The organism is Corynebacterium sp. KPL1995, from assembly GCF_000477935.1.
Lineage (GTDB): Bacteria > Actinomycetota > Actinomycetes > Mycobacteriales > Mycobacteriaceae > Corynebacterium > Corynebacterium pseudodiphtheriticum.
Genome location: NZ_KI515715.1, coordinates 380788 through 404178, shown reverse-complemented (window position 1 = coordinate 404178; position 23391 = coordinate 380788). Strand labels below are relative to the sequence as shown.

The 23391-nt window shown below is 56.5% G+C and carries 20 protein-coding genes and 1 pseudogene; 13 read left to right on the top strand and 8 right to left on the bottom strand.

All coding sequences use genetic code 11. The features are described from left to right. Window positions 1–67 precede the first annotated feature (67 nt). A complete protein-coding gene (locus HMPREF1292_RS10610; RefSeq protein WP_023018480.1) occupies window positions 68–1204 on the top strand; it encodes an acyltransferase in 1137 nt (378 codons plus the stop codon). Here HMPREF1292_RS10610 and HMPREF1292_RS01795 read toward each other — a convergent pair. The 3 genes from HMPREF1292_RS01795 to HMPREF1292_RS01785 all read right to left on the bottom strand — a co-directional run bounded on the left by HMPREF1292_RS01795 (window position 1111) and on the right by HMPREF1292_RS01785 (window position 5220). Then, window positions 1111–4347, bottom strand: coding sequence for an alpha-(1->3)-arabinofuranosyltransferase family protein (locus HMPREF1292_RS01795; protein WP_084521388.1), 3237 nt, complete (start codon window positions 4345–4347; stop codon window positions 1111–1113). The genes HMPREF1292_RS10610 and HMPREF1292_RS01795 overlap by 94 nt on opposite strands. A 91-nt stretch (window positions 4348–4438) precedes the next feature. Continuing rightward, a complete protein-coding gene (locus HMPREF1292_RS01790) occupies window positions 4439–4663 on the bottom strand; it encodes a DUF2613 domain-containing protein (protein WP_023018478.1) in 225 nt (74 codons plus the stop codon). 41 nt (window positions 4664–4704) lie between these two features. Then, window positions 4705–5220, bottom strand: a complete 516-nt coding sequence (locus tag HMPREF1292_RS01785) for a universal stress protein (protein WP_021352868.1) — start codon at window positions 5218–5220, stop codon at window positions 4705–4707. A 146-nt stretch (window positions 5221–5366) separates the two neighbouring features. Here HMPREF1292_RS01785 and HMPREF1292_RS01780 point away from each other — a divergent pair, with 146 nt between their 5' ends. The 8 genes from HMPREF1292_RS01780 (at window position 5367) to HMPREF1292_RS10605 (ending at window position 15076) form a co-directional block, all read left to right on the top strand. Then, entirely contained in the window at window positions 5367–5933 is a 567-nt protein-coding gene (locus tag HMPREF1292_RS01780) for a hypothetical protein (RefSeq protein ID WP_023018477.1), read from the top strand. Window positions 5934–5966: 33 nt separating this feature from the next. After that, window positions 5967–7652: a VanW family protein gene (locus tag HMPREF1292_RS01775; protein ID WP_034644973.1), complete on the top strand. Its 1686-nt coding sequence runs from the start codon at window positions 5967–5969 to the stop codon at window positions 7650–7652. Between the two features lie 63 nt (window positions 7653–7715). After that, window positions 7716–8279: a dCTP deaminase gene (gene dcd, locus HMPREF1292_RS01770; RefSeq protein WP_021352870.1), complete on the top strand. Its 564-nt coding sequence runs from the start codon at window positions 7716–7718 to the stop codon at window positions 8277–8279. A gap of 40 nt (window positions 8280–8319) precedes the next feature. Further along, entirely contained in the window at window positions 8320–9675 is a 1356-nt protein-coding gene (locus HMPREF1292_RS01765; protein WP_023018475.1) for a UDP-glucose/GDP-mannose dehydrogenase family protein, read from the top strand. Window positions 9676–10073: 398 nt separating this feature from the next. Beyond that, window positions 10074–10556 carry a ferritin gene (locus tag HMPREF1292_RS01760; RefSeq protein WP_023018474.1) on the top strand — a complete coding sequence of 161 codons (483 nt, stop codon included), beginning with the start codon at window positions 10074–10076 and terminating at the stop codon, window positions 10554–10556. Window positions 10557–10708: 152 nt separating this feature from the next. Next, window positions 10709–12010: an alpha/beta hydrolase-fold protein gene (locus HMPREF1292_RS01755; protein ID WP_023018473.1), complete on the top strand. Its 1302-nt coding sequence runs from the start codon at window positions 10709–10711 to the stop codon at window positions 12008–12010. A 101-nt stretch (window positions 12011–12111) separates the two neighbouring features. Next, complete coding sequence (fepB, locus tag HMPREF1292_RS01750; RefSeq protein WP_023018472.1) at window positions 12112–13224, top strand: Fe2+-enterobactin ABC transporter substrate-binding protein; 1113 nt, start codon at window positions 12112–12114, stop codon at window positions 13222–13224. Between the two features lie 1126 nt (window positions 13225–14350). Next, the gene (locus HMPREF1292_RS10605; protein ID WP_084521385.1) at window positions 14351–15076 is read left to right on the top strand and encodes an Abi family protein; all 726 of its coding nucleotides are present in this window, start codon (window positions 14351–14353) and stop codon (window positions 15074–15076) included. Window positions 15077–15572: 496 nt separating this feature from the next. Here the strand turns inward: HMPREF1292_RS10605 and HMPREF1292_RS01735 are convergent, their stop codons facing one another. The 3 genes and pseudogenes from HMPREF1292_RS01735 to HMPREF1292_RS01725 all read right to left on the bottom strand — a co-directional run. Then, window positions 15573–15920 (bottom strand): DUF4288 domain-containing protein, encoded by a 348-nt coding sequence (locus tag HMPREF1292_RS01735; RefSeq protein WP_023018469.1) that lies wholly within the window; start codon window positions 15918–15920, stop codon window positions 15573–15575. Window positions 15921–16529: 609 nt separating this feature from the next. After that, complete coding sequence (locus HMPREF1292_RS11490) at window positions 16530–16967, bottom strand: hypothetical protein (RefSeq protein WP_369707186.1); 438 nt, start codon at window positions 16965–16967, stop codon at window positions 16530–16532. After that, window positions 16959–18156: pseudogene (locus HMPREF1292_RS01725) on the bottom strand (P-loop domain-containing protein); the annotation flags it as partial. The gene HMPREF1292_RS11490 and the pseudogene HMPREF1292_RS01725, both read right to left, overlap by 9 nt. Window positions 18157–18225: 69 nt before the next feature. On the opposite strand from HMPREF1292_RS01725, the gene HMPREF1292_RS01720 reads away from it, so the two are divergent. The 4 genes from HMPREF1292_RS01720 to HMPREF1292_RS01710 all read left to right on the top strand — a co-directional run bounded on the left by HMPREF1292_RS01720 (window position 18226) and on the right by HMPREF1292_RS01710 (window position 21470). After that, the gene (locus HMPREF1292_RS01720; protein WP_023018465.1) at window positions 18226–19572 is read left to right on the top strand and encodes an MFS transporter; all 1347 of its coding nucleotides are present in this window, start codon (window positions 18226–18228) and stop codon (window positions 19570–19572) included. Between the two features lie 146 nt (window positions 19573–19718). After that, entirely contained in the window at window positions 19719–20162 is a 444-nt protein-coding gene (locus HMPREF1292_RS11200; RefSeq protein ID WP_156912276.1) for a hypothetical protein, read from the top strand. Between the two features lie 29 nt (window positions 20163–20191). Beyond that, window positions 20192–20812 (top strand): hypothetical protein, encoded by a 621-nt coding sequence (locus tag HMPREF1292_RS01715; RefSeq protein ID WP_023018464.1) that lies wholly within the window; start codon window positions 20192–20194, stop codon window positions 20810–20812. A 106-nt stretch (window positions 20813–20918) separates the two neighbouring features. Then, window positions 20919–21470, top strand: coding sequence for a hypothetical protein (locus tag HMPREF1292_RS01710; RefSeq protein ID WP_023018463.1), 552 nt, complete (start codon window positions 20919–20921; stop codon window positions 21468–21470). Here HMPREF1292_RS01710 and HMPREF1292_RS01705 read toward each other — a convergent pair. Further along, the gene (locus HMPREF1292_RS01705; protein ID WP_023018462.1) at window positions 21454–22689 is read right to left on the bottom strand and encodes a pyridoxal phosphate-dependent aminotransferase; all 1236 of its coding nucleotides are present in this window, start codon (window positions 22687–22689) and stop codon (window positions 21454–21456) included. The two genes, HMPREF1292_RS01710 and HMPREF1292_RS01705, sit on opposite strands and share 17 nt — an antisense overlap. Window positions 22690–22710: 21 nt before the next feature. Further along, window positions 22711–23370: a DUF1707 domain-containing protein gene (locus HMPREF1292_RS01700; protein WP_051137343.1), complete on the bottom strand. Its 660-nt coding sequence runs from the start codon at window positions 23368–23370 to the stop codon at window positions 22711–22713. Window positions 23371–23391: the final 21 nt, after the last annotated feature.

Sequence of the window (23391 nt, the reverse complement as noted above, 5' to 3'; positions counted from 1 at the left end):
GCTGAGGCCCAAACTAATAGGTTTCCTCAGCACGCGAACTGCAAGACGTGCCTGCTAGCCTGAGCGCATGGTCGCCACCAGTGTCTCCGCATCGGTTCCGCAGCGCATTGACTGCCTAGAAGGCATTCGTGCGCTTGCAGCCGTCGGGGTGCTGATCACCCACGTGCATTTTCAGACTGCTTCTGGGCCAGTGGTGCTGGAACGTTTTGATTACTTTGTAGCCGTGTTCTTTGCGCTCTCCGCATTTTTGCTGTGGCGCAGGCCGATCGGCCCCGGTTTTTTACGCAAGCGTGCCGCGCGCGTATTACCCGCTTACCTCGTCTGCGTTGCGGTGGTGGCCTTGGCGTTGCCAGCGGCTAGTACCATGAGCTGGCAACAACTACTCGCTAACCTGACCGCCACTCAGATCTATATTCCCGATGGGCTGGCACCAGGCCTGACACATTTGTGGTCGCTGTGCGTGGAATTCGCTTTTTATTTTACGCTGCCACTGATCGCCTGGGTGCTTTTGCGCTGGCAGGCCCGCACGCGAGTACTCGCGCTGTGCGTGGTGGGGGTCATGAGTTTGGGCTGGGCTTTTTTGCCGTTTGTGGCCGGTTTCGACGGTAGCGACGGCGCTAGTTGGGCGGCGAGTGTGAACCGGCAGATTTGGCCACCGGCCTATACTCTGTGGTTCGTCGTCGGCATGCTGGCTGCCGAGGCGGAATCGGCGGGCGTCGCCAAGCGCCCAGGTGTGGTACGACGCATCCTGGGCATGAAACCGCTGTTTTGGGTGCTAGCCACTGCTTGTTTATTCTTGGCCAGTTGGGAAGCTATCAGCCCGCGTGGCCTTACGCATCCGAGCCCACTGGAATTCGCCATCCGCATCAGTCTGGGTACTGTCTTTGCGGCGTGCATCGTGGTGCCTTATGCGCTGCGGCCTACCCAATCTGGCCTGCTGCTGAGCCAACCGGTGCAAGCTGTGGGGCGCTGGTCTTATTCGCTGTTCCTGTGGCATGTGGCGGTGCTGTCCATCGCCTTCCCGCTGGCAGGAATCGAGATGTTTAGCGGCGGTTTTGTCAGCATTCTGGCTCTCACCCTGGGGCTTTCTGTAGCGGTCGCGGCTATCAGCTACACCTTGGTAGAAGAACCAGCCCGGCTTTGGCTCAGGCAGGCCACCGCACCGGCAGCCAAACACGCCACGAGCAAACTATCACCGGCATAATGCACATCCGGCCACGGTGCGCGCGCCAACCACAACCCGCAAATCCCCAGCAATGCTGGTGCTAAAACCACCGGGCGGATCGTCGTCCAGCGCGTGATTGCCCACGCCGCAGCTGCTGAGACCGCCCCTGCTGGGCCCACCACCGCACCCGAGACCGCAACGGCAGCCACCGGGAATGCCCAGGCAGGCAGTGTGGGTTCTGTGGCTAGTAAGCGTCGCGCGTGCCGACGTCGCGCTGCTGCGAATTGGGTGTTGGCCGTCGGGCGTGCGAGCGGGAACAACACCAGCGCGGCTAAGGTCACCAGCGATACCGCCGCACCCACAAATAAGGTCGTGCGGTACGCAGCCTCACCGGCAAAACTCATGCGAAACTCGCCGGATGCGCCTGCGGGCAGCACAAATGCCTGGGTAGCGGCATCAATGCTGGTAGGTTGCAACTCGGTGACAGTGCCGGAGGCGTCGACAAGCTCGCCGCGTAAACCCTCATTGAACGCGCGTCCGGTGACGAGCAGGCGGCCCTCGCCTACAGCATCGTCAGCGTCTGCAGCACCCGGCACCGTGCGGCCAGCGACAGGCTCATAACGCGCGGTCGGGGCAAAGCCAGGCTCGCGCAGGCTGACCCACGCGGCCGCAGTAGATATGGTGTGCGTGCCGGATAGTTCCACCGTTTCACCTGCGGAATATTCCGTGCCGTCGATGGTGACCGGCTGCTCATCGTCGGTTCGGATCTCCAGCTGCATTGTGCGCGGAACCTCGAAACTGCGTTGCACAACACCCGTATCCACCGCCAGGCGCTGGAAGACGAACTGCCGAGCATTCGCGGTAGCTGGGACGTGCACCAGGCGCGACAACTCATGGCCAGCCAGGTGGATATCGGAGACCCCGGTGCGGGTTTCCGGATTGAGCTGGACTTCTATGTGGCTGGCACGGAGATCATCCGGGAAAGCAACGCGGGTATCTTCGCCGGCTGCAGTTTCCACGGTGATGGTGTGGATCGGCTTGTCGCTGGGACGCGAATCAGCAAAAGCCAGTACCCGCAGGCGTGCATCCTCCGTGGTGGTCAGATGTAATTCCGGCGCGTGGAACATCCCGTCGGTGCTGCGGAGCTGCAACGCTCCCGGATCTCCCGGGGCTGGCAACCAGGCTTGGTCCGTACCATCGACCGCCGCGTTGATCGAGCGCGCCGGATCCGCGCCCCCAAAAGCGGTGGCATCTGCGGCCGAAGACGAGGCCTGCAGTTGCACATCACCGCGGGTACGCACCGGCAGCGGCGTGGCGACGCTCGGGTAATCAACACTCGGGTGCTTCGTGGTGGCCTCATCCGGGCTGGCCAGCGGGCCAGAGACAGCCCCCTGCAGGGTGCCGAAATTACGGTCGACCAGCAGTGGGGTATCGGTGACGATCTCGGCACCAGACCCTTCCGTCGCCGCCCCCGCACCCGCATGGTCCACCAATCGGCGCGGAGCCGGGCCATCGATAGCATCCAACACCGCCAGCGCCTCGCCGCCTCCGGCCACCGTGACCGGATCATGCGCGATGTGCATATCCCGCTGCGCATCCACAACAAACACCGAGACCTCCCCGAAATCATGGCGCTGCGCCCAGCGGTCCAAGGCGTCGGCAAGCTCGTCGGCACGCTCCCGCTGGACGGGAGAATCCAAATCATGGCGCACCAGCACCGCACCGATTCCCAAACGCAACAACGGATCCACCGAGCGATCCAGCGTGGCGAGCACCCCATCCAGCCCACGAATCGCCTCCGGCGGCAACAGCGGCACCGCATCACGCACCGCCCACGGCACATCCAACAACGGCTGGGCGGGCTCATCGCGGGTCCAACCCCATTCCTGCCGGGCAAACGAGGTTTCTGGAACCAGCAGGGTACGCGTGTCGACGTTGTCATTGAGGAAATCCGCAGCCTGGTGCCAATATTCCGGCACCTCGCGGTACGCACCCGTCGGCAGTAACCGGCCCGACCACACCGGAGCCACCGACAGCAGCGCGATCACCGCCACGCCCAGTCCTGCGGCCGCGCGCCGGGTCAACGGATGCTTAAGGCGCGGCATCTCCAGCACAGTGCCCAGGTGTGCCACGCCGAGCAGTAGCGGGATGCGCACCAGCGGGTCGAATTTGTGCAGGTTACGCAGCGGAGCCAGGACGTCGTCCAGCAGCTGCCCGTACGGTGCAGCCAGGATCGCGATGCCCACCAGCAGCATCACCAACCACAGCCCGTGGTAGCGCAGGCGGGTGCCAGGCGTGGAGCCCTGTGCGCCTTGAGCACTCAACGCCAAGCCCGCCAGACCACACGCTGCAATCGCTACCGTAACCAGCACAAACACCGGCTGCGAGACCAACAAATACCCGGCCTCGCGCTCAGTATCGGCAAACGGCGTCCAGTGAGTGGTGCCGCGCAGAATCTCCAGTAGGTTCAGCCAGCGTGTGGTCACATAGGACGATTCGATGAAATCCGTAAACGGTGGGGAATACTTGCCCAACACCAGCAGCGGGCCGATCCACCAGGCGCTCACAGCGACCGCGGCCGGGATCAGCAGCCAGCCTTGCCGACGCCACAGAATCACCAGGCCAGCCGGGATGCAGGCGGCTAGCGTTGCGGTGGCGTTGACGGCCCCCATCAGCGCGATGGGGATGGTGGCCGCGGCGATATCCCGGCCCGTGATTTTGTCTGTGCGCAACAGCGGCACCAGCACCCAGGGGGCGAGCATGACCGGCCAGGCCTCGGAAGAAATTGCGGTCAGTGTGGTGAGTGTGCGCGGCGACAGCGCAAACAGCAGCGCAGCGATGATCTGAAAAGCGCGGATGCTTGCCGACGCCGTGGTGGAGCGGCCAGAACCAGGAACAACACACTGGCAGAGCCGATAAAAACCGGAAAAACCAACCCCTGCGACGATGGTCCACCACAGCCGTTGCGCCACCCAGGCGGGAAGCAGCCAGTCCGGGATGGCGTCGGCAAGCAGGAAAAACAGGCCCTGCGGGAACAGGTAGCCATACGCCTGGTTTTGCAGCTGCCCCAGCGGGAAGACATCCGTCCAGGCGTGGGTGGCCGCGGCCAGAAAACCGGCGGGATCAGCCGTGAGATCGTGTTTAGTATCCGCGGCGATAAGCCCGACAGGCTGGGCAAACATCGCGGTGGCCAGCACCAGCCACACAATGGCGTGGGTGTTAAGTGGGTGAGTGGCGTGGGCGCGAATGCGCAGGCGGGCGCGCACAGCAGGCCTACTCACGTGAGCCGTATTCGGCACCACCTAACAGGGCATCATCCGGCGGGGTGGTACCAGAGATGGTGTCTTGGCCGGAAAACTGCGCGATGCCCAAAATCGCGACGACGCCCAGTGCGACGCCGACGACAGCGCTGCCCAGAGCCGGGCCCAGGCTGCGGCGGTTCAGCGACTGCCGGTTTGGCGACTGCCGGTTGAGCGAGCGAGAAGAATCAGCGGCCATAAATAATTGTCCTTAATCCTGGGGATGAATCATCCCTTAATTTAGTCGTCTCTGGTGAAGTATTCCGGATCGTCGTCCTCGTTTTCCGGTGGCACGACCAGCACCGGAACCCCGGCGTTTTTCACGATTGTTTCCGCCGTCGACTGCGACCACAGCGCGCGGAATCCGGTCAGCGCGCGGGTGCCGGTGATAATCACGTCGACGTCGAGCTCTTGGGCCGCATCCACGATGGCCGAGGCGATGGTCGTGGCCGATTCCACCAGGTGCGCCTTGCCGTACATGCCGAGCTTTTCAGCTGCAGCGATGCCCTGGCGGCACACTTGCACGGCTTCGGCGTAGGCGGGATCGTCTTCCAGATTATCGGAGGTCATCGTCGCCTGATGCATGCCGGTGCGCGAGGCAGCGCGGGCTTGCTGGCGGGCGATCGGCTCCCACGCAGTCAAGATTTGCACGGTGCCGGGTTTAAGCAACTTGGCAGCGTATTCGAGCGCACGGTCGGCGTTTTCGGAGCCGTCGTAGGCAATCAGCATGGTCTGTTCGCGGGAATCGGAACTCATAGCCTTCTATCCTAATAGCGTTGCGGGCGAGAGGTTAGCCCCAAATTCGTTTAATTAACTGGCCACTTTTTGCGGGCGACCCCAAATCTGCATGGAGCATCCATATAGTTGACCATGTAGGGGATACGAAGTTGGAGGCCAGTAGCTTGATATTCATCGCAATTGTTGTAGCCGAGGTTTTATTCTGGGTTCTGCTTGTAGCAGGACTGCTGACACGATATGCGTTGCGGGCCCCGCGCGTTGGTGCAGCACTGCTCATAGCCACTCCGATCGTCGATCTTGTCCTGCTGGCCCTCACTTATATCGACTTAAGCTCTACACATTCTTCGAATTTCGCGCATGGCCTGTCTGCTTTATATATCGGGTATTCAATTACCCTCGGGCCGACGATCATCCGAGCCATGGATATACGCTTTGCTCGCCGGTTTGGTACCGACGAGAACAGCACTACCAATGCAGACATGCGCACTACTGAATCAGCCATGACTACCTGGAAACGGGCGTGTATAGGCTCCCTGATCAGTATTGTTTTGCTCGGGGTAGGCATTGCGGTTACAGGATTACAGGGCTCGTTTTGGTTGATCTATTGGGTATTCGTCGCCGTATCTATCGTGCCGGTGTGGTGGTTTATCGGCCCGCGTCGAGAGAAAAAGAAGAAACGGGGTAACAGTGCGCATAATGGAGCAGAATCTGAAGAATCCGCCCGTAACTAGTACCAAGCTGTGTGAGCGGTTAGTCTATAAAGCGTGAATTCGGCGAAATCGAGAAGTTTCAAAGGTGTGGCGATTGTGCTCGGCGTCTTCGTCGGGCTTTTCGTCATTGCTGGCATTGCCTACGCCATTGATGTCTCCACGAATCAGGGCAAAATCCCGCGTGCGACGTCCGTGGGTGGCGTCGATATTTCCTCCCTGGAGCGCGAGGATGCTTTGGCCAAGCTTGACGACGAACTCCGCGAGGCAGAAAACGAACCCGTGCGTGTTGCTGCGGGCGAAAAAACCACGGAATTCGTGCCAGCGCAGGCAGGGCTGCGCCTGGACTTGGAAGGCACGATTGCCGCTATTCCCGATGAGTCGATGAACCCACTTGTGCGCCTGGCCAGCTTCTTCCGTACGACGAAAGAAGTGGACGTGCAAACCGCCGAGGATCCGGCCGCGCTGAACCCAGAGCTAGACCGCATGGTCGGCGAGCTGCACCGGGACCCCGAAGATGGCGCGGTATTCCTGGAAGCCGGCAACGTGGAACCGCGTGATGCCGTACCAGGCCAGGAAGTTGATCGCGCACAGCTGCAAGAAGAGGTTGCGAGCTCCTGGTTGGATCCGGAAGGCATCGCGGTAGAGCCGAATGAGATTGAGCCGGTGATTAACCAGGATCAGGTGGATGCGATCGCCGAAGGCCTTGCCGCCAAAGCTGTCTCCGGCCCGCTGAAGGTGCACGGCCGCGAGAATATTACGGGCACGATTGAACCCGCGCGCATCGGCGAGTTCGTGCATTTTGAAGCCCACGAAGGGCACTTGGAGCCACGTGTCGACGAGTCCAAGGCCCGGGACATCCTGGGCGAAGGCCTGGCGGAATCCGAACGCCCGATGAAAAATGCTCGCTTGTCCATGTCTGGTGGCCAGCGGCAGGTTACCCCGCACGTGGATGGGGAAGTCATTGACTGGGAACAGACCATGGCCGGTTTCGCCGAGCGCGTGTTGGGTGATGACCGCGAGTGGGATGCCACCTATGAAGACCAGCCAGCGACGTTTACCACCGCGGATGCTGAGGCCTCGACTTTTGACCAGGTGGTCGGTGAGTTCACCACCAGCGGTTATTCCCCAGCCTCGGGTACGAATATTTCGGTGATCTCCAATGCGCTCAACGGCACCATCGTGTCGCCGGGCGAGACCTTCTCCGTCAACCAGGCCACCGGTTCGCGCACCGCCGCGCAGGGCTATGTGGAATCCGGCGTGATTTATGAAGGCCGCGCAGACACCGCCGTCGGTGGTGGCATTTCGCAATATGCCACCACTTTGTACAACGCGGCCTATTTTGCGGCCATGGAAGATGTCGCACACACTCCGCACAGCTACTACATCTCGCGCTACCCGGCGGGGCGCGAGGCCACGCTGTACGACGGCGTGATCGACCTGAAGTTCCGCAACAATTCCAACCACCCGGTGCGAATTGAATCGAGCGTCGGCGGTGGTTCCGTGACCGTGCGCCTGATGGGCGTGAAGGAATACGAGGTGGAATCCATCAGCGGCGGTCGTTGGGCGCACACCAATCCACCGAAGCAGAAAGTCAGTGGTTCCAACTGCATACCGACCTCCGGCATTCCGGGCTTTACGACGTCCGATACCCGGGTGATCCGTACCTTGGATGGTGCGGAGGTATCGCGTAATACTCAGACCACCGTCTATGATCCGCAGCCAATCGTGACCTGCGGCTAGAGCTAATGTTTGAGCCAGTACCTGCCGGGCGTCGGCAAGCGCTGGCTAGGTAGGATAATTGCTATGTTGCTGTCTGATCGAGACATCCGTGCCGCCATTGATTCTGAACGGCTGGGCATTAGCCCCTGCGATCCAGAGCTGATTCAGCCTTCGTCCGTCGATGTGCGGCTGGACAAGTTCTTCCGGGTGTTTAATAACTCGCGCTATACCCACATTGATCCGAAATTGGAGATGGAAGACCTGACTACGCTGCGCGAAGTTGGCGACGACGAAGGTTTTGTGCTGCACCCCGGTGAATTTGTGTTGGGTGCCACTTTGGAGGAATTCCGCTTGCCCGCAGATCTGGCTGGCCGTTTGGAAGGTAAATCTTCGCTGGGGCGACTGGGCTTGCTGACACATTCGACGGCTGGTTTTATTGATCCCGGTTTTTGCGGGCACATCACTCTGGAGCTGTCGAACGTGGCGAATTTGCCGATCACGCTGTGGCCAGGCATGAAGGTGGGGCAGCTGGCGTTGTTCGCGATGACCTCGCCTGCGGAATCACCGTATGGCGCGGGAGCGTTGGGCTCAAAGTACCAGGGGCAGCGCGGGCCGACGCCGTCGAAGTCCTATTTGAACTTCCGTTAAATGGCCTGCGCTGTAGGCCGGTTCTAACTGGGGTTGTTGCGTGCGTCTTACTGTTTTTGGCCTGGGTTATTTGGGGCTCACACATGCTGCGTGCATGGCAGAGGCGGGGCACGAGGTGCTCGGCGTTGATATTACGCCCGCGCGCGTGGCGCAGTTGCAGGCTGAGCGTGTGCCGTTTTATGAACCGGGGTTAGCAGAGTTGGTTGCCCGTGGCGTGGAATCGGGGAGACTGCGGTTTAGTTGCGATTACCGGCAGGCTGCGGAGTTTGCGCAGTTGCATTTTATTGCCGTGGGCACGCCGGAACGCGCGGATAGTCCGGCGGCTGATACCAGTGCGGTGGAGACAGTCGTCGACCAGCTGGCGCCGCTGTTGCGTGGTAAACACGTGCTGGTGGGCAAGTCTACGGTGCCAGTGGGCACGGCCGCGCGGCTGCAGGAACGCGCAGCTAATATCAGCCGAGCCACCGTTGATATTTTGTGGAATCCTGAGTTTTTGCGCGAAGGGCACGCCGTGGCCGATACGCTGCGCCCGGACCGGATTGTGGTGGGAACGGGGGCAGCTGCCAGCTCCGCCGTGGAGACGCTGCGTGAGGTGTACCGGGCACCGTTGGAGCGGGGAACGCCGTTTTTGGTGATGCCGTGGGCGAGTGCAGAACTGGTGAAATCTGCAGCGAATGCCTTTTTAGCCACCAAGATTAGTTTTATTAATGCCATCGCAGAGGTCTGCGAAGCCGTTGGCGGCGATGTTGCTGCGGTAGCTGAGGCCTTGGGCTACGACGAGCGCATAGGGCATCAGTATTTGGGTGCTGGCCTGGGCTTTGGTGGTGGCTGTTTGCCGAAGGATTTGCGCGCTTTTCGGGTGCGTGCCGACGAGTGCGGCGCCGGTGATGCGCTGGCGTTTTTGGGGCAGGTGGAGTTGATCAATGCCCGTCGGCGGCAGCGCGTGGTGCAGCTGGCCAGTGAGCTGGTGGCGCAGCCTTCGAAGGTGGCAGAGCCTGCGGGGTCGGCACGGCCGGGATTGTCGGGCGCGATAATCACGGTGCTGGGGGCGGCGTTTAAGCCGAATTCTGATGATGTGCGCGATTCCCCGGCCTTGCATGTTGCTGCTGAGTTGGCGCTGCGTGGTGCGCGGGTGCGGGTGTGTGACCCGCAGGCAGTGGAGAATGCGCGTCGGGTGTATCCGGGCTTAGAATATCCGGCTTCGCTTGCCGACGGTGTGGCTGGGGCTGATCTGGTGATTCTGGCGACCGAGTGGCGGGAGTACCGGGAACTGGACCCGGTGTGGGCGGCGGAGTTGGTGGCCGAGCCGGTGTTGATTGATGCACGCAATGCGTTGGACCTCGCGCGCTGGCGGGGTGCCGGTTGGCAGGTTCATGCACTTGGCCGTGGCGACTGAAGTAGTTCCGCACTGCAGGAATTAGGAACGGCGGGACTCGCGCACCTTTGAAGAATTACCCCTGAAATGGGGTGGTTTCTGACATGATTTTCGGTGGCGCTCGGCGTTGGAAAAAGGCTAAAAATGGCGCCGAGTGAGCTATCAAACCATGCAGAGTTACTAATTTAGGTCCCCCTATTTAGGGGCTGACTAGCGGGTTTTGGGTTTCCTTTGTTAGGTATTCCTGCAGGTAGCAGGGTTGTGTGCCCTAAGGTGGATTAGTAGAACCTATTGATTTATCTAAGATTCATAGGGTTAGCATTTCGCGGCATTGTTGGTAGTCTGGGAATCACAACAAAGCACACGGAACCGGATAGACGGTTTCGGAATTGATTTTCTTAGAAAGGTGTGATCGTTCCATGAACGAGAAGCTATTCAACTTGATCAACAAGCAGGTTACTAACGAGCACGGCGCTGCTTTGATTTACACCCAGCTGGCATACGAGCTCGACGAGCTGTCCCTGCCTGGTATGCGTGATTGGATGTTCAAGCAGGCTGATGAGGAGCGTGAGCACGCACAGAAGTTCGCTGATCACCTGCTGGATCGCGACGAGAAGCCACAGATCGGCGAGATCAGCGTTGATGATCTGAAGATCGAGAAGCCAATCGATGCTTTCAAGGCTGCCCTGGAGCATGAGAAGAAGGTTTCCGGCCAGATTCGCGACATCGTTCGCTTGGCTGACGAGATCGACGACGTTGACTCCCGCACCCTGCTGAACTGGTTCTTGGATGAGCAGATCGAGGAAGAAGCATCTGTTTCCGAGATCGTCGACCAGCTTGAGCTGGTAGGCGACAACGGATCCGGCATTCTGCGCATCGACGCTCAGCTGGCAGAACGCTAAAGTTTACAAGAGCCAGTAAAGAATGGCTCTGAGAGCCCTGCTTGAAGACCTCAGGATTTTCCTGGGGTCTTTTTGCTGCTTGGGACCCGTAGTGGAATTTAAGGGCGGGGATCCGCAATGAAAAAATTTCACTTACGGTAGCCTATGCAATCATGAATGTGCTGCCGGGCGAGGAAGCAGAACTGCGTCGACAACTGGAGCAGGCCGTTGCAGCAGATTCTGCTGGTTTTACCGATTCTGTACGTGCGGCAGGTTCGGTACAACTCGATGCCGCCTGGAATCATGTGGCAGCCGGCGGCTTTCCCCGTCGCAGTCACGATGATTCGTCTTATGCATTTGCGGTGCGCCATAGCGAGTTGCAGGCTGCCACCAGCCGACGGCTTCCTACCGTGAATCAGCTCCTGAAGACCGGCCTTCACCTGCACATTAATCGGCTTACAGATAAATTAAAGTACGACCTGGGGGCTATGACGCATGTCCCAGGTACAGATATCTGGACTCATTCGGTGGCAGTATCATCCGAGTACCAGGGCAGTTATGGTTTTCAACTCACCGAGGGCCATCGCACCCCCACCATGTGTGACCCGCACGCGATCCGCACCTTGTGGTGTGAGGATGGCTTTGGGCTTTCGGAGATTTCGCAGCCGCTGCCCGTCGGCAAGCAGGAGATGCGTGCGATCCCTGGCCAACTGGGAGACGTGCGGTTTCTGTTGTATTTACCAGCTACTAATATCCCTACCGGTGTTGCCGATGCTGGCGACGCTGCTGCCGGTGCCGACTCTGCTGACACTGGCGGGGGCGGCGATGAGCTGGTCCAAAAAGTTGGTCTACTCACGCTTTTTGACGGGGAAAACTGGCAGAAAGCCAACCTGGCCGCCCATATTGCCGCGGTGAATGAAAACTCGGAACGCCGGATGGCGGTGCTGTCGATTGTGAATGATTCCAATGCGCAACGCGTGCGTCGCCTCGGGCTGGAAGAAGAGTTTTTGGGATTCGTGTGCACACAGCTGACTGCATACGTCGCGACGCTGGCTGCCGAGCATTGCGTGGAATTGAGCCCAGAACACCGCATCCTGGCTGGGCAATCGCTGGGTGGCTTGGCGGCATTGCGTATCGCGCAACTGTATCCCGATGCCTATGACACGGTATTGGTCCAATCGCCGTCGTTATGGTGGCGGCCCGAGCGTAAGGCAGTCCCGACGGATAATAATCTGCAGAATTACAGCTGGATTACTGAGGAGTTTTTATCGCAGCAGGTTATGCCACGAATTCATATTGATGTAGGTGTGCGCGAAGATGTCGGTGTCGCCAAAGCGTTCTTGTTAGCGCGCAAGCTGGAAAGCTGCAGTTGGCCGCATAGTCTCACGGTGTACGAGGGTGGTCATGATTTTGTGTCCTGGCGTGCGCAGCTTCTTAAGCATGTTTTGGGTCGGGTGTATATTCACGAAAGTTGAATGTAAATAAGGCTATCCATTCTTTAACCCTAATCATTTAGGTAATTTCAAGGATGGGCTAACTAAACACCTAGGAAGATTTTAATTTGAAGGGCAGATAAATGACAACCCGACGCCGAATTGTGCACAGGCATGCGTATTTTGCCGTTTCTACCGTAACCGCATTCAGCCTGTTGTTGGTCAGCTGCAGCCAAGCTGACGAATCCGCCAATGGATCGGATGCCGCAAGCACGAGTGCGCACGCCACGAGTTCGGAAACTGCTGGAGAAACTGCTGGCAGTGAAGATGATGCCACCTCGTGGCCGCGGACTGTGGATTCACTTGTTGTGAACAACGGTGAGGTCACTGGTGATACTGAAGAAGTTGAAATCACTGAGCAGCCGAAGAATATTGTGTCAACTTCGGTGACTTTGACTGGTTCCTTGCTGGCAATGGATGCACCGATCAAGGCAACTGGTGGTGCGGCAGCCGGTGGTTTGGCCGACGAACAGGGATTTTTCTTGCAATGGGCCGATGAAGCCGCAGAACAAGGCGTCGAAAGCCTGTATAACCTTGAGGTCGATGTAGAGGCTATCGCGGCGCAGGATCCGGACATGATTGTCGTGAGTGCCAGTGGTCAGGATTCGGCGGTGGCTGAGTATGACAAGCTTAGTGCGATCGGCGTGCCAGTCGTGGTGGTTGATTATTCTGACCAGGGCTGGGATGAGATCATGAGCCTGCTTGCAGAGGCCACTGGGCATGAAAAAGATGCTGCCGAGGCGATTCAACAGTATGAGGACCGCCTGGAAGAGGTCACTAAGGCCATTGAGTTGCCAGAGCAGCCGACGAACTTTGTCATGCCGCTGCCTGGTGATCGCGGTTTGAACTTCTGGAGCGCGGAGTCAGCGCAGGGGCAGCTGCTGGAAGATATTGGTTTTGAGGTCGCGGTGCCGGACGACGAGATCGTTGATACCGCTGGTCCGCGTGGTGCGCGGAAAGACGTCAAGACCGTGGTCCCAGAAAACGCCCCGAAGGCCATCACCGGTGAAACCGTGCTGACCATGAGCACCACCGGTGGCGACCCAGTGGAGGCGTTGAAGAACAACCCACTGTTGGCCAACAACCCGGCCATCGCGAACGACGCCATCTACTTGCTGAGCCCAGAGCTGTTCCGCCTAGACTTCTACAGTGCGATGATGATGCTGGACGAGCTGGAGAAGCATTTCGCGAAGTAGCGTGTACTGGGTGGGAGACTGGCGTCGGATGGCTCGTGTGGGTTTGAATCCTTAGGGCCTGCCAATTGGATGGTTTCATACCCCGTCATCACCCGCACAGTGCCGGTATATTGGTTTGCCGCACCCGTGCTTTGCGACGGCGCAGAGAGCGCTAACTAATCGAGGAGACAGGGTTCGAGTCTATGTCGTGGTCAAAACCCCTCGTGAGTGAACATATGCTGCTTCGTGGTCTTGAGCAGCACGGCCGCCTGTTAGGAGATGAGAGACTAAACTCCTTTGAATGCATGGTACTCGAGGGCACAAAGCCCAGGAAGCGGTGATCCGGAGTGTTCGCTTTAATTCTAACAGTCGCAGCCTCTTTTGGTCTCATTATTGTCGCGGATGAAGCCGGCACTGATTCTGTGGCGTTTGTCATTACAACGGTTCTTATGGGATTCGGATTCGCCCTGTTCGTCGGTAATTCACTAGAACACCACCTCCCGAGAGTATTGTGGAATCATTTGTCTCTTTCGCGTGACGCTAGCCGAAAATGGGGCGTTCATATCTTCAACGGAGCTCTTTCGCGGATTGGCTGGAATAAGCTCATTTTTGCCATGCGGGAAGGTAGTTCAGTCGAATCGACGAAAAGTTGGGATCCGAGGCATATGAGAGCTGCCGCGGCTGGTCATGGATGGGCAATAGTCCTTCATTCCACTTCTTCGGTATGGGCCGTCGCGACCGGTGGGTGGATTTCTTCTGTAATCCTAATAGTGGTCGGGGTATTCGGCCATCTCTATCCTGTCCTGCTACAGATACGCGTGCTGACAACACTTAAGGAGGCGGAACGTCGCCTCTAAACCTTTCGGTATACGATGGTAGGCACCAATAATACTCAACTTATTATCTCAAACATGTACTGTGGCATGTGTGGCGATCCACTGTAGATAGTCTTGAAGTACAGTGACATCGACCCCATACCCAACTCGCGGTTCACTTTACTTCTTCGCCACTCCCTTTTGCTACTTAGCCCTTAGCCCCGAGTTTACCAAGGGGTAAAACAACGACCCTAAGCACAAGGCTTGGGGTCGTGGGGTATGGTGCGCCAATCTACATTGACGCTCACATGCTTGAGCATATCATTAAGCGTATGAAGGACAAAAATGAACTAGAAACCATGCTTGGCGCGGCTCGTTTCAAAACATACTACACAGCTGCAGGAAACGATACAGAAAAGGCGGTAGCACTGTACCGCTGGAATACTCGGCTAGCCGGCGCTTTACACTCTCAGTTGTCTTACTTTGAGGTTCTAACACGCAACGCGATGAACAATGCGCTTCAGGACTGGAACTATAAGGAAAAGGGCTGCAGAGATTGGTCCCTTGAATACCAATCAAACCAGTTGTTGTACGACATGTTCAAAGGGCCAATGGGACAGGCTAGAAAATGGGCCCGGAAAGAATCTCAGCGTCGAGGTAATGGACACACACGCAAGAACGCTCCGCCCAGTCACGATGATGTAATAGCCCAACTCACATTAGGTAATTGGTCGAATCTTCTCGGAGAAGCGTTGCCAGACCATCGTCCAAACGCAAAAATACTGTGGAAAGAGTGCTTACACCACGCCTTTCCCCGCGCTGGCCTTGAGGACCAATCGAGGGAAAACATTGGGAAGAAAGTCGAAAGACTGACACGTCTACGCAACCGAGTATCACACCAAGAAAACCTCTTGGAAACCAACATCCGAGGACGTCTCAACGACCTTCCGACAGTACTTAAGGCCATCGACGCTAGCTACCCCGCTTGGGCTATGACAAATTCTCAAGTGCGACGGGTAGCGCAAGAAGATCCGCGTAAAAGTTGGACCTACTTGTAGGGAAAATATTGATACTGATGGTCGTTTACCACATGGAATAGGGTCCTAGTTCATACATTTTGCCCAAAGAAAATCAGGCATAAGACCACCAGGTTACCAGTGCTCTTCGGGGTTGATACCGAAGTAGCTCTTAATCTCTCTGAGCTCTGGAACCATACTATAGAGCGTCCAGACCCCAGCCATCTCAGCATTGGATAGTCCTTGATACACATTGCAGGACGCGTGCCTCTGCTTTGGTAAGCCTTTCGTAAACTGGAGAAAGGCCGGCTCGGTGAAGTACTGATGTGAGAATTTTTCTCAGTATGTACTCAATGAGCCTGCTCAATGCCTGTGGAGAAACTGTTCTACCACCAGTCGTAGCTTCCTGGACCGCAGTGATAATCGCTTGGGGTCGCGAGCTTTTGATGATGTAGCTGGCACCACGACTTGATAACACCTTGAGTATGGTCTCGTCGCTGTCAAATGCGGTGATGGGCGGACTCAATCGACAGTTTTACTATTGGGGTATATCTGTCTGCAATGGATTTGTCCCTCCTAGTTTAATCTCAAATTTCTTGTAGTCTTCGAGCGAATTAAAATGGCGCGAATAGAGATCGCAATCTTGATCCACATAGCCGTATAGCGCGGGAGCTACATCAAGGATATGGCGCAAAGTGACTAAGGGGCTCATACCTCCTGGTTCTGATTCCTGTTCATGGGCAAGAGCCTTCACTTTCCTCTGTGCTTCATTATCGTTTTGGGCATAGACGATGTAGAAATCCTCGCGGAAAAAAGACTTCGCTTCTTGTGTAGCAGTCTCGGATTTTGAAAGTTCAAAGACTGCGATCCCTACATAAGGTTCCATGTATATTTCACCTCTTCTTTGTTGACAAAGAACTCTTAGCTAACTAAACCCTAGTAAGGTGTATAGAGAAGCAATGAGGTTTTCGTATTTTACGAAAGCGGAATCGATTTGAATTGCGCCTTTAGTGTTTGGGGCTAGCGAGAGAACCTTAAGCGGTTGCCTCGGCGTTCACGGATTCCCTTCCCGAACATGTTTGCTAAATGGAATGATTCTAGTTTAACGTGTAGAGCGTAAAAACACAACAATGTTCGAATGGGAATATGCCCTGAAAATTTGGGGCAGCAACCTGGAGGTCTCTCGACAAAGTGATGTAGAAGTGTTATTTTCCCAGTTCACTGGGTTGTATAGCATGATTTTGGCTTTGCCGCAATCGAACATTGCACAGTATAGTGTGCAAGCGCTGTCTATCGATTCAATTTTCGTATTGCACAATCGGCGGGATGGTGAGTGAGGGGTTTCTCATGTTCAACCAAATTATAAGAATTGTAAAGATTGTAAAAGTTGCAAGGACCGTAAGAATCGTAAAAGTTGTAAGCAGTAGTAAGGAGTTATAAAACCGGGATGCGGGCGTGCCCGGTAAAGCACACCCGCATCAGTAACCACGATCCATTAGCCCCGCGCGCGATTAATCGCGGCCATGATTTCCAGCTTGCGTGGCAGCGCTAAACGCCCTGGGTGCTTGCCCTTGCTGCCAGGTGCACCGCCACCCGAAAAACGGGATACCGCATCGATTCCACCACGTTTGACCCGCTCCAACACCTCGTCGACAAGCGCAGCAGACTCACCGTGCTGGGTGCTCAAACTATCCAAAATCGCCGCAATCGCGCGGGTCTGCGAACCGTCCACCAGCTGCGATACCGCCGACAAATCAATAAAACCCTTGCCGACGCGAATGCCCGCACCCTTGGCCTGCGGCGGCTTCTTCGCACGGAAACGCTTCGCCGGTAGTGGTCGGTGTGCAGGCTTCGGAAACGGCTCCTGCTTGTCGACGGCGCGCGCCAAACCAGCCGCACGCTCCGTGATGTCATACGGATGGTAGGAATCCATGTGGATTACGGTGTCTGCGACATCAATAAACGCCGCGGAACCACCCGCAACCAGCACCGTCGATACGCCAACTTCAGCCAATCCGCGCACGCGATCAACCAGGGGAGTGATCGGTTCCTTCTCCGTCGGAATCAACTCGCGCATGCGCTCATCATGGATCATGAAATTCGTCGCGGACGTGTCCTCGTCGATCAACAACGTTGACGCCCCGGCCTCTAACGCCTCCATCAGCCCCGCGGCCTGGGAAGTAGAACCGGAGGCGTTATCCGTCGAAAAGCTCGTGGTATCCGTCTGTGCTGGCAAGTTAGAAATGAACTGCGAAATATCCACTCCCGTGATCGCGCGGCCATCCTCGGCGCGCAGGGAAGCAGCGGAATCGACGGTGATCGCAAACTCGCGGCCATCACCAGCAGCGTGGTTGTATACCCCGCGTTCCAGCGCTTTCAGCAACGTGGATTTTCCGTGATAACCGCCACCAACAATCACCGTGACACCAGCAGGAACCCCCATGCCAGCGACTTCGCGTCCCGACGGTAATTGGAACGTGGTGCGCAGAGAATCCGGTGAGCGAAACCACCGCCTTTTCTGCTGGGGTGTCGCGGTGGCCAGCAGCGCGCGGCAAACACGAGCCATCGCCGATAAACGCGATCAAGCCTCGGCCCGGCAGTTGTTCGCGCAGGTAGTTCTGGTCGCGCTCTAGCAGCACCGCTTCGCGCAGTTCGTCGGCAGGAAAATCGAGCGCCTGGTCCAGGGCTGCCGGAAGCACGTCGCACAGCAAAGCCCGTGCCTTGCGCCCCAGGATCTTGCGGCCGCGGGCTGGCAGTTGCACCTCGATGCGCAGGGTAGCGGTGCTAGAACGGATGCCGGAGCCCGCCCCGGCGTCGTCGGCAAGCACGACGCTGGCCCGGTCCAACACCTGCTGGCCCGGCTGGTCAATGTGCAAGTCGCGGTCGCCGGAAAAGGCCTGGGCAATGCGGCGCGTCAGGAAATCGCGCGCGGCCACCCCCGCCAACTCCGCAGGAATCGGGTTGGGCACGTCGACCTGCATCAGTGACGGCGGTGCAAACGGATCGGATTGCACCTTATCCACGCGCAGCCGGTATTCACCCAGCTCATAGCTGCCGTGCAATTTCTTGTAGGCGCCGTAACCAGCGCCATCGATGGAAGTCAATAAACGTGCAAGGCTCATGCGCCCCAGCCTACGTATTGGGCGGGGTGTCGTGGAAAGGCACCGAAAAACTTTCGGTATACATAAGATATGACTGCCACTACCGCGGACTCCGAAACTGACTCTGCCAGCTGCTCAGACACATCCAGCAAATCCATGATTGCCAGCTGGTTCCTCTGGAGCTGGGGCAACGCCTCGGTGTCGGCGGTGATGGTCACCTTCGTCTTCGGCACCTACCTGGCCTCCGACGTCTTCGGCCCTGACGAACGTGGCACCCAGTGGCTGACCACCGCCAACGCCATCGCCGGTATCATTATTGCGGTGACCGCCCCGGTGATTGGGCAGCGCGCGGATAAAACCGGTAGGCGCAAGCTGTGGCTCATCGTGCATACCCTGCTGGTGGTGGGGCTGATGGCGGCGTGCTTCTTCGTGCAGCCAGAACCAGGATTTCTGCTGCTCGGGGTGAGCTTGTTGGCTGCCCTGACGCTTTTCGACGAATTCGCCAACCTGAACTACAACGCCATGATCGTCGACATCGCCCGCGAGGGGAATATGGGGCGGATCTCTGGCATCGGCTGGGGCTTCGGTTATCTGGGCGGTATTGGGCTGTTGATGTTGGTGTACCTGAGCCTGATCGCGGGCGAGCCGCCGCACATTTTTGGAATTGGGGAAGACGAAGCGCTGAATATTCGCGCCGTCGCCGTGGTTTCTGCCGCCTGGTTTTTAATTTTCGCGCTGCCGCTGCTCCTTCACAAAGAAAAAACCGCAGATAAAAACACCATCGAGCACGTCAGTATTGCGCAATCTTACCGACGCCTGCTCGCCGTCATCGTTCGACTGTGGCGCGACGACCGCAACACCTTCTGGTTCCTGGTGTCCTCGGCGATCTACCGCGATGGCCTTTCTGCAGTTTTCGCCTATGGCGCGATCCTGGGCACCACGCTGTACGGCATTTCGCCTGCGAACGTCATCATTTTCGGCATCGCGGGAAACGTGATCTCTGCGCTCGGGGCGTTTTTGGGTGGCTGGTTGGACGACCGGCTGGGGCCTAAATTCGTGATCAGTGCGAGTCTTTGGGCGCTTTTGGCGACGGCCGTGGTGCTGCTCATTTTTAGTGAAGAGCGTGGACCGATCACTCCGACGCTCGCATTCTGGATTTTTGGTCTTGGACTTTGTTTGTTCGTTGGGCCTGCCCAGGCGTCGTCGCGTGGATTTATTGGGCGAATTGCCCCACCAGAAAAAGCCGGGGAATTATTCGGCCTGTACGCCACGGCTGGGCGCAGCGTGTCGTTTCTCGCGCCGGTGTTGATCAGTATCTTTTTGGCGGTATTGCACAGTAATATCGCGATTATTTTCGCGATTGCGACGATCCTGGCCGTCGGCCTGGCGCTGCTGTATAAGGTGGATAACCCGCGTGAACACGCACGGGTTGTATAAGAGGTACGCGGGAGATGGATTTTCACTGTTAACCATCCCTAATTGCGAGACTACTTGTGAATAATGGGGGTAGTCAGGGGTGTTGTTTTTGGTTTTATTGATTGTTTTTGTTGAAAGGTATTGCTATCTGAATAGAAAGCTTTACTATGATCTTAATCATTAGAATAGAAGAAAGTAGTTTGAGCCATGTTAAACGTTTTTCGACGCAGAATAGTTTCGGCTGTGGCTGTCTGGGTATTGTGTTTCGGTGGTGTGGTTTCTCCCGCTGCTGTGGGGCACGTGCCTCGCGTGCTTGTGTGATTGATCGTTATAGTGGTGAGGATTTTGGTGGGGTGTCTATTCCACGGCATTATGAGTACTGGGGATGCCATAAACCATGGAAGTATATGCAATGGGACAATTGGGCGCGACATGATTATTGTATGGATACAGCAGATCTAAAAGGCACGTCTTATAAAGGGTGTCACGTTGATTTATTTTCGAATATGAATAAAGTTTGTAACGCAAATTATGATGGGGCACCAATTCGGAAATACGATTGTCAGACCGCTAGAGATGTATATTTTATTGCTGTAGATACTAAAAATTGATATATTTACTGGGAGAGGAATGTCAATTAATGACTCTCAATGCCTATGTTCATGTAAGTTGGGATGGGTATCGATTAATACTAGATCATATTGAGAACTTTAATTTACAGTTTTTCTTGATTTGGTCGGGTATATTTCTTTTGCTACCTATGTCCGTAGGAGTCGCTGTAGGATATGCACTCTTTCAAGAGTTGCCTTCAGATGAATTGAAAAACTATTCATATTGGGAAGGCTTTGCAAAAGTCTTAAAATCTGGGGTGCCAGGTTATTGTGTGGGACTTATTTTACCTTTTGCTTGGTTAAGTTGGTCTGGGTATGTAGAAAATAATACGCCCCGTATCGGCCCCCCGGGTGAATATTCGTATTGGCAAGCATTCGGGCTAGTTGGGACTGCAATAATTATCTCGGTAATACTTAATCTTAAGAACCGTCTTTTGCTCGTACCTGGGATAACTGTGCCATTGGGAATTACGATGGGAATGGCTACAGTGTTCGTTGTTATTGAATCTACTGTGCCCGACAATATTAGCGGTTTAGCAACGGCTTACACTTCTGTTGTTGGCACTCTAATTTTAATAGTGGTCAATCTCCCTCTTTCGATATGGAAGTTTCGCAAAAACAAGCCAAGAATAGAGGGTAACGCCCAGTGAAACTACTATGCTACTTGCGGGCAACGCCAATTTACGCACGTGAGTCATATTTCGCGGTGGTTAATCTTGCTCAGCGTGATAACCTTTAGCAAAGTTTGAGGACAAAATGGACTTTCACGTAGAACGATTTATCAATATCGCAGGATTTGCGGTTGTTTTGCCTACTGCAGCTGCTTTGTTGGCGTTATATCTTGCTTTCCGTTTCTCTGTAGAAAACCGAAATATCATAGACCAACTGAAATGGCCGTTTTCCGTATTTTTATTGAGCCGTTGGTTCGCTGGTTTTATTGTGGGGCCTGTGCTTGCTGCAGCCTGGTTAAGCTGGTCGGCTAGCCCAGGTTTAGAAGGAGCGGGATCTTTTCCGGGAACCTATCCGTACTGGCAGATTGCGCTGTGCATTCTGAGCGTAGGGGGAGTATCCATCATGATTAACATGTGGTGCGCGATCCCCCTATTGGGTGGTTTCCTCGCACCGCTTGCGATGTCATCGGGAATTGCTTTCGGCGAAGCGTATTTGGAATCATTCGGAGTGGCAAGCCAACAAGGTATCGGCACCGTGATGGCTTTTGTTGGCTCATTTATCGGTTTGCTGGTCCTCAATTTCCCGGTAGCGATCTGGCGGGACAAGCGAAAGAACCACGCTATTGCCGATAACTAGCCAAGAAATTACCCAAGCGCTCAATCGCATTCTCGAGCTGTGACGCCCACGGCAGCGTGACCACGCGGAAGTGGTCCGGGTGCGGCCAGTTAAAACCTGTGCCCTGCACCATCAGAATCTTTTCTTGTTTCAAAATATCCAGCATCAGCTTCGCGTCGTCATGAATTTCGTGCACATTCGGGTCCAACTTCGGGAAGCAATACAATGCACCCTTTGGCTTGACGACGGATACCCCCGGGATTTCACTGAGCTTTTCGTAAGCGATATCCCGTTGCTTCAACAACCGTCCGCCCTCGCCGGTCAACTGGTAAATCGATTGCTGCCCACCGAGTGCCACCTGGATCGCGTGTTGCGCTGGCACATTCGGGCACAAGCGGGTACCAGCCAGCATCTCCAAGCCTTCGATCAAACCAGCAGCATTCCGCTTCGGGCCAGTAATTACCATCCAGCCGGCACGGTAACCGGCCACACGGTAAGCCTTCGACAAACCGTTGAAAGTAATGCACACCAGATCCGGTGCCAAGGACGCGGTGGAAATGTGTGTGGCGTCGTCGTAAAGAATCCGGTCATAGATCTCGTCGGAAAGCAACAACAGCTGGTGCTCGCGGGCAATATCTACTAACTGCTGCAACACCTCACGCGAATAGACCGCACCGGTGGGGTTATTCGGGTTGATGATCACCAGTGCCTTGGTTTTCGGGGTGATCTTGGACTTCAGATCTTCAATATCCGGGTTCCAGCCGTCGTCCTCATTGCCCAGGTAGTGCACGGGAACGCCGCCAGCTAGGGAGGTGGCCGCAGACCACAAAGGATAATCTGGGGCCGGGATTAGTACCTCGTCGCCGTCGTTCAGCAGCGCCTGGGTGGTCATGGTGATCAGCTCAGAAACCCCGTTGCCCAAAAAGACATCGTCAATATCGAACGTTGGGAAATCCTCCAACTCGTAGCGAGTGACGATCGCCCGGCGCGCCGGAACAATGCCCTTTGAGGTGGAATAACCCTGCGCGGTGGGCAGCGCGGAAATCATATCCCGCATGATCACATCGGGGGCATCAAAACCGAACGTTGCTGGGTTACCTGTGTTTAGCTTCAGGATGCGGTGGCCGTCCGTCTCCATGCGCTCGGCTAAATCCGCGACCGGGCCGCGGATCGCGTAGGCCATATTCTTGATCTTGTCGGATTGATCAAAAATGCGCGCAGGGTGACGTGGATGACTCATTCCTCTATCTTGCCAAAAACGCTAACGGTTTTTCCATTTGTTCAACTGTTCGCGAGCCATGTTCATCGCATCCCCGCTCAACTCCGCAGCCTGGTGCCGGCGCTCCGCCCACTGCTGGCGCGTCAACTCCTTTTGCTCTGCGCGACGCGAAGCCTCCGCAGCGCGGATTTCTTTACGACGCTGCCGCTCCAACTGCGCCGGTGACGGGCGGTGCCAGGAATCCGGGCCGATCTGCATGACATACAGCGCAATCCAAATTGCCGGAACCACGAAAGCGCTCAGCATCGCTAAGCCGCCGAACAACACCGCAGTGCCGGTGCTTCCCGCCTCGAAGGCCAACGCGACGAAACCCGGAAACGCGATCATGCCTGCTAGGGATGTCAGAATCGACGTGCCTAGCCGCGGCTTCTTCGCTGCCTCCCGCGCGCGCTGTACCTGGGATTCGGAATAGTACTTTTCCACAGCGCCGCCGGTGGCTTGCTGCGTAAACGGGATATCCACGAATACCTGATCCAGGTCGCGCTGGTACTGCGCCTGGGCGACGGCCGCGCACCGGTCATCGAATTCGTCGATCTGCAAACGGCCTTCCGCCAGCGCGTGTCCCAGGGCGTTCATCGCCTGGTCGCGGTCTGCATCGGACAGGCGCATCGACGCATCACTCTGATTGAACGGGGTGCTCATACCGCCATCTTAGCCGGATAC

Bases quoted from the DNA above. Each gene is read 5' to 3' on its own strand.
- HMPREF1292_RS10610 (WP_023018480.1), top strand. From the start codon at position 68: ATGGTCGCCACCAGTGTCTCCGCATCGGTTCCGCAGCGCATTGACTGC.
- HMPREF1292_RS01795 (WP_084521388.1), bottom strand. From the start codon at position 4,347: ATGTTTGCCCAGCCTGTCGGGCTTATCGCCGCGGATACTAAACACGAT.
- HMPREF1292_RS01790 (WP_023018478.1), bottom strand. From the start codon at position 4,663: ATGGCCGCTGATTCTTCTCGCTCGCTCAACCGGCAGTCGCCAAACCGG.
- HMPREF1292_RS01785 (WP_021352868.1), bottom strand. From the start codon at position 5,220: ATGAGTTCCGATTCCCGCGAACAGACCATGCTGATTGCCTACGACGGC.
- dcd (WP_021352870.1), top strand. From the start codon at position 7,716: ATGTTGCTGTCTGATCGAGACATCCGTGCCGCCATTGATTCTGAACGG.
- HMPREF1292_RS01760 (WP_023018474.1), top strand. From the start codon at position 10,074: ATGAACGAGAAGCTATTCAACTTGATCAACAAGCAGGTTACTAACGAG.
- HMPREF1292_RS01755 (WP_023018473.1), top strand. From the start codon at position 10,709: ATGAATGTGCTGCCGGGCGAGGAAGCAGAACTGCGTCGACAACTGGAG.
- fepB (WP_023018472.1), top strand. From the start codon at position 12,112: ATGACAACCCGACGCCGAATTGTGCACAGGCATGCGTATTTTGCCGTT.
- HMPREF1292_RS10605 (WP_084521385.1), top strand. From the start codon at position 14,351: ATGAAGGACAAAAATGAACTAGAAACCATGCTTGGCGCGGCTCGTTTC.
- HMPREF1292_RS01735 (WP_023018469.1), bottom strand. From the start codon at position 15,920: ATGGAACCTTATGTAGGGATCGCAGTCTTTGAACTTTCAAAATCCGAG.
- HMPREF1292_RS11490 (WP_369707186.1), bottom strand. From the start codon at position 16,967: ATGGATTCCTACCATCCGTATGACATCACGGAGCGTGCGGCTGGTTTG.
- HMPREF1292_RS01720 (WP_023018465.1), top strand. From the start codon at position 18,226: ATGACTGCCACTACCGCGGACTCCGAAACTGACTCTGCCAGCTGCTCA.
- HMPREF1292_RS11200 (WP_156912276.1), top strand. From the start codon at position 19,719: ATGATCTTAATCATTAGAATAGAAGAAAGTAGTTTGAGCCATGTTAAA.
- HMPREF1292_RS01715 (WP_023018464.1), top strand. From the start codon at position 20,192: ATGACTCTCAATGCCTATGTTCATGTAAGTTGGGATGGGTATCGATTA.
- HMPREF1292_RS01710 (WP_023018463.1), top strand. From the start codon at position 20,919: ATGGACTTTCACGTAGAACGATTTATCAATATCGCAGGATTTGCGGTT.
- HMPREF1292_RS01705 (WP_023018462.1), bottom strand. From the start codon at position 22,689: ATGAGTCATCCACGTCACCCTGCGCGCATTTTTGATCAATCCGACAAG.
- HMPREF1292_RS01700 (WP_051137343.1), bottom strand. From the start codon at position 23,370: ATGAGCACCCCGTTCAATCAGAGTGATGCGTCGATGCGCCTGTCCGAT.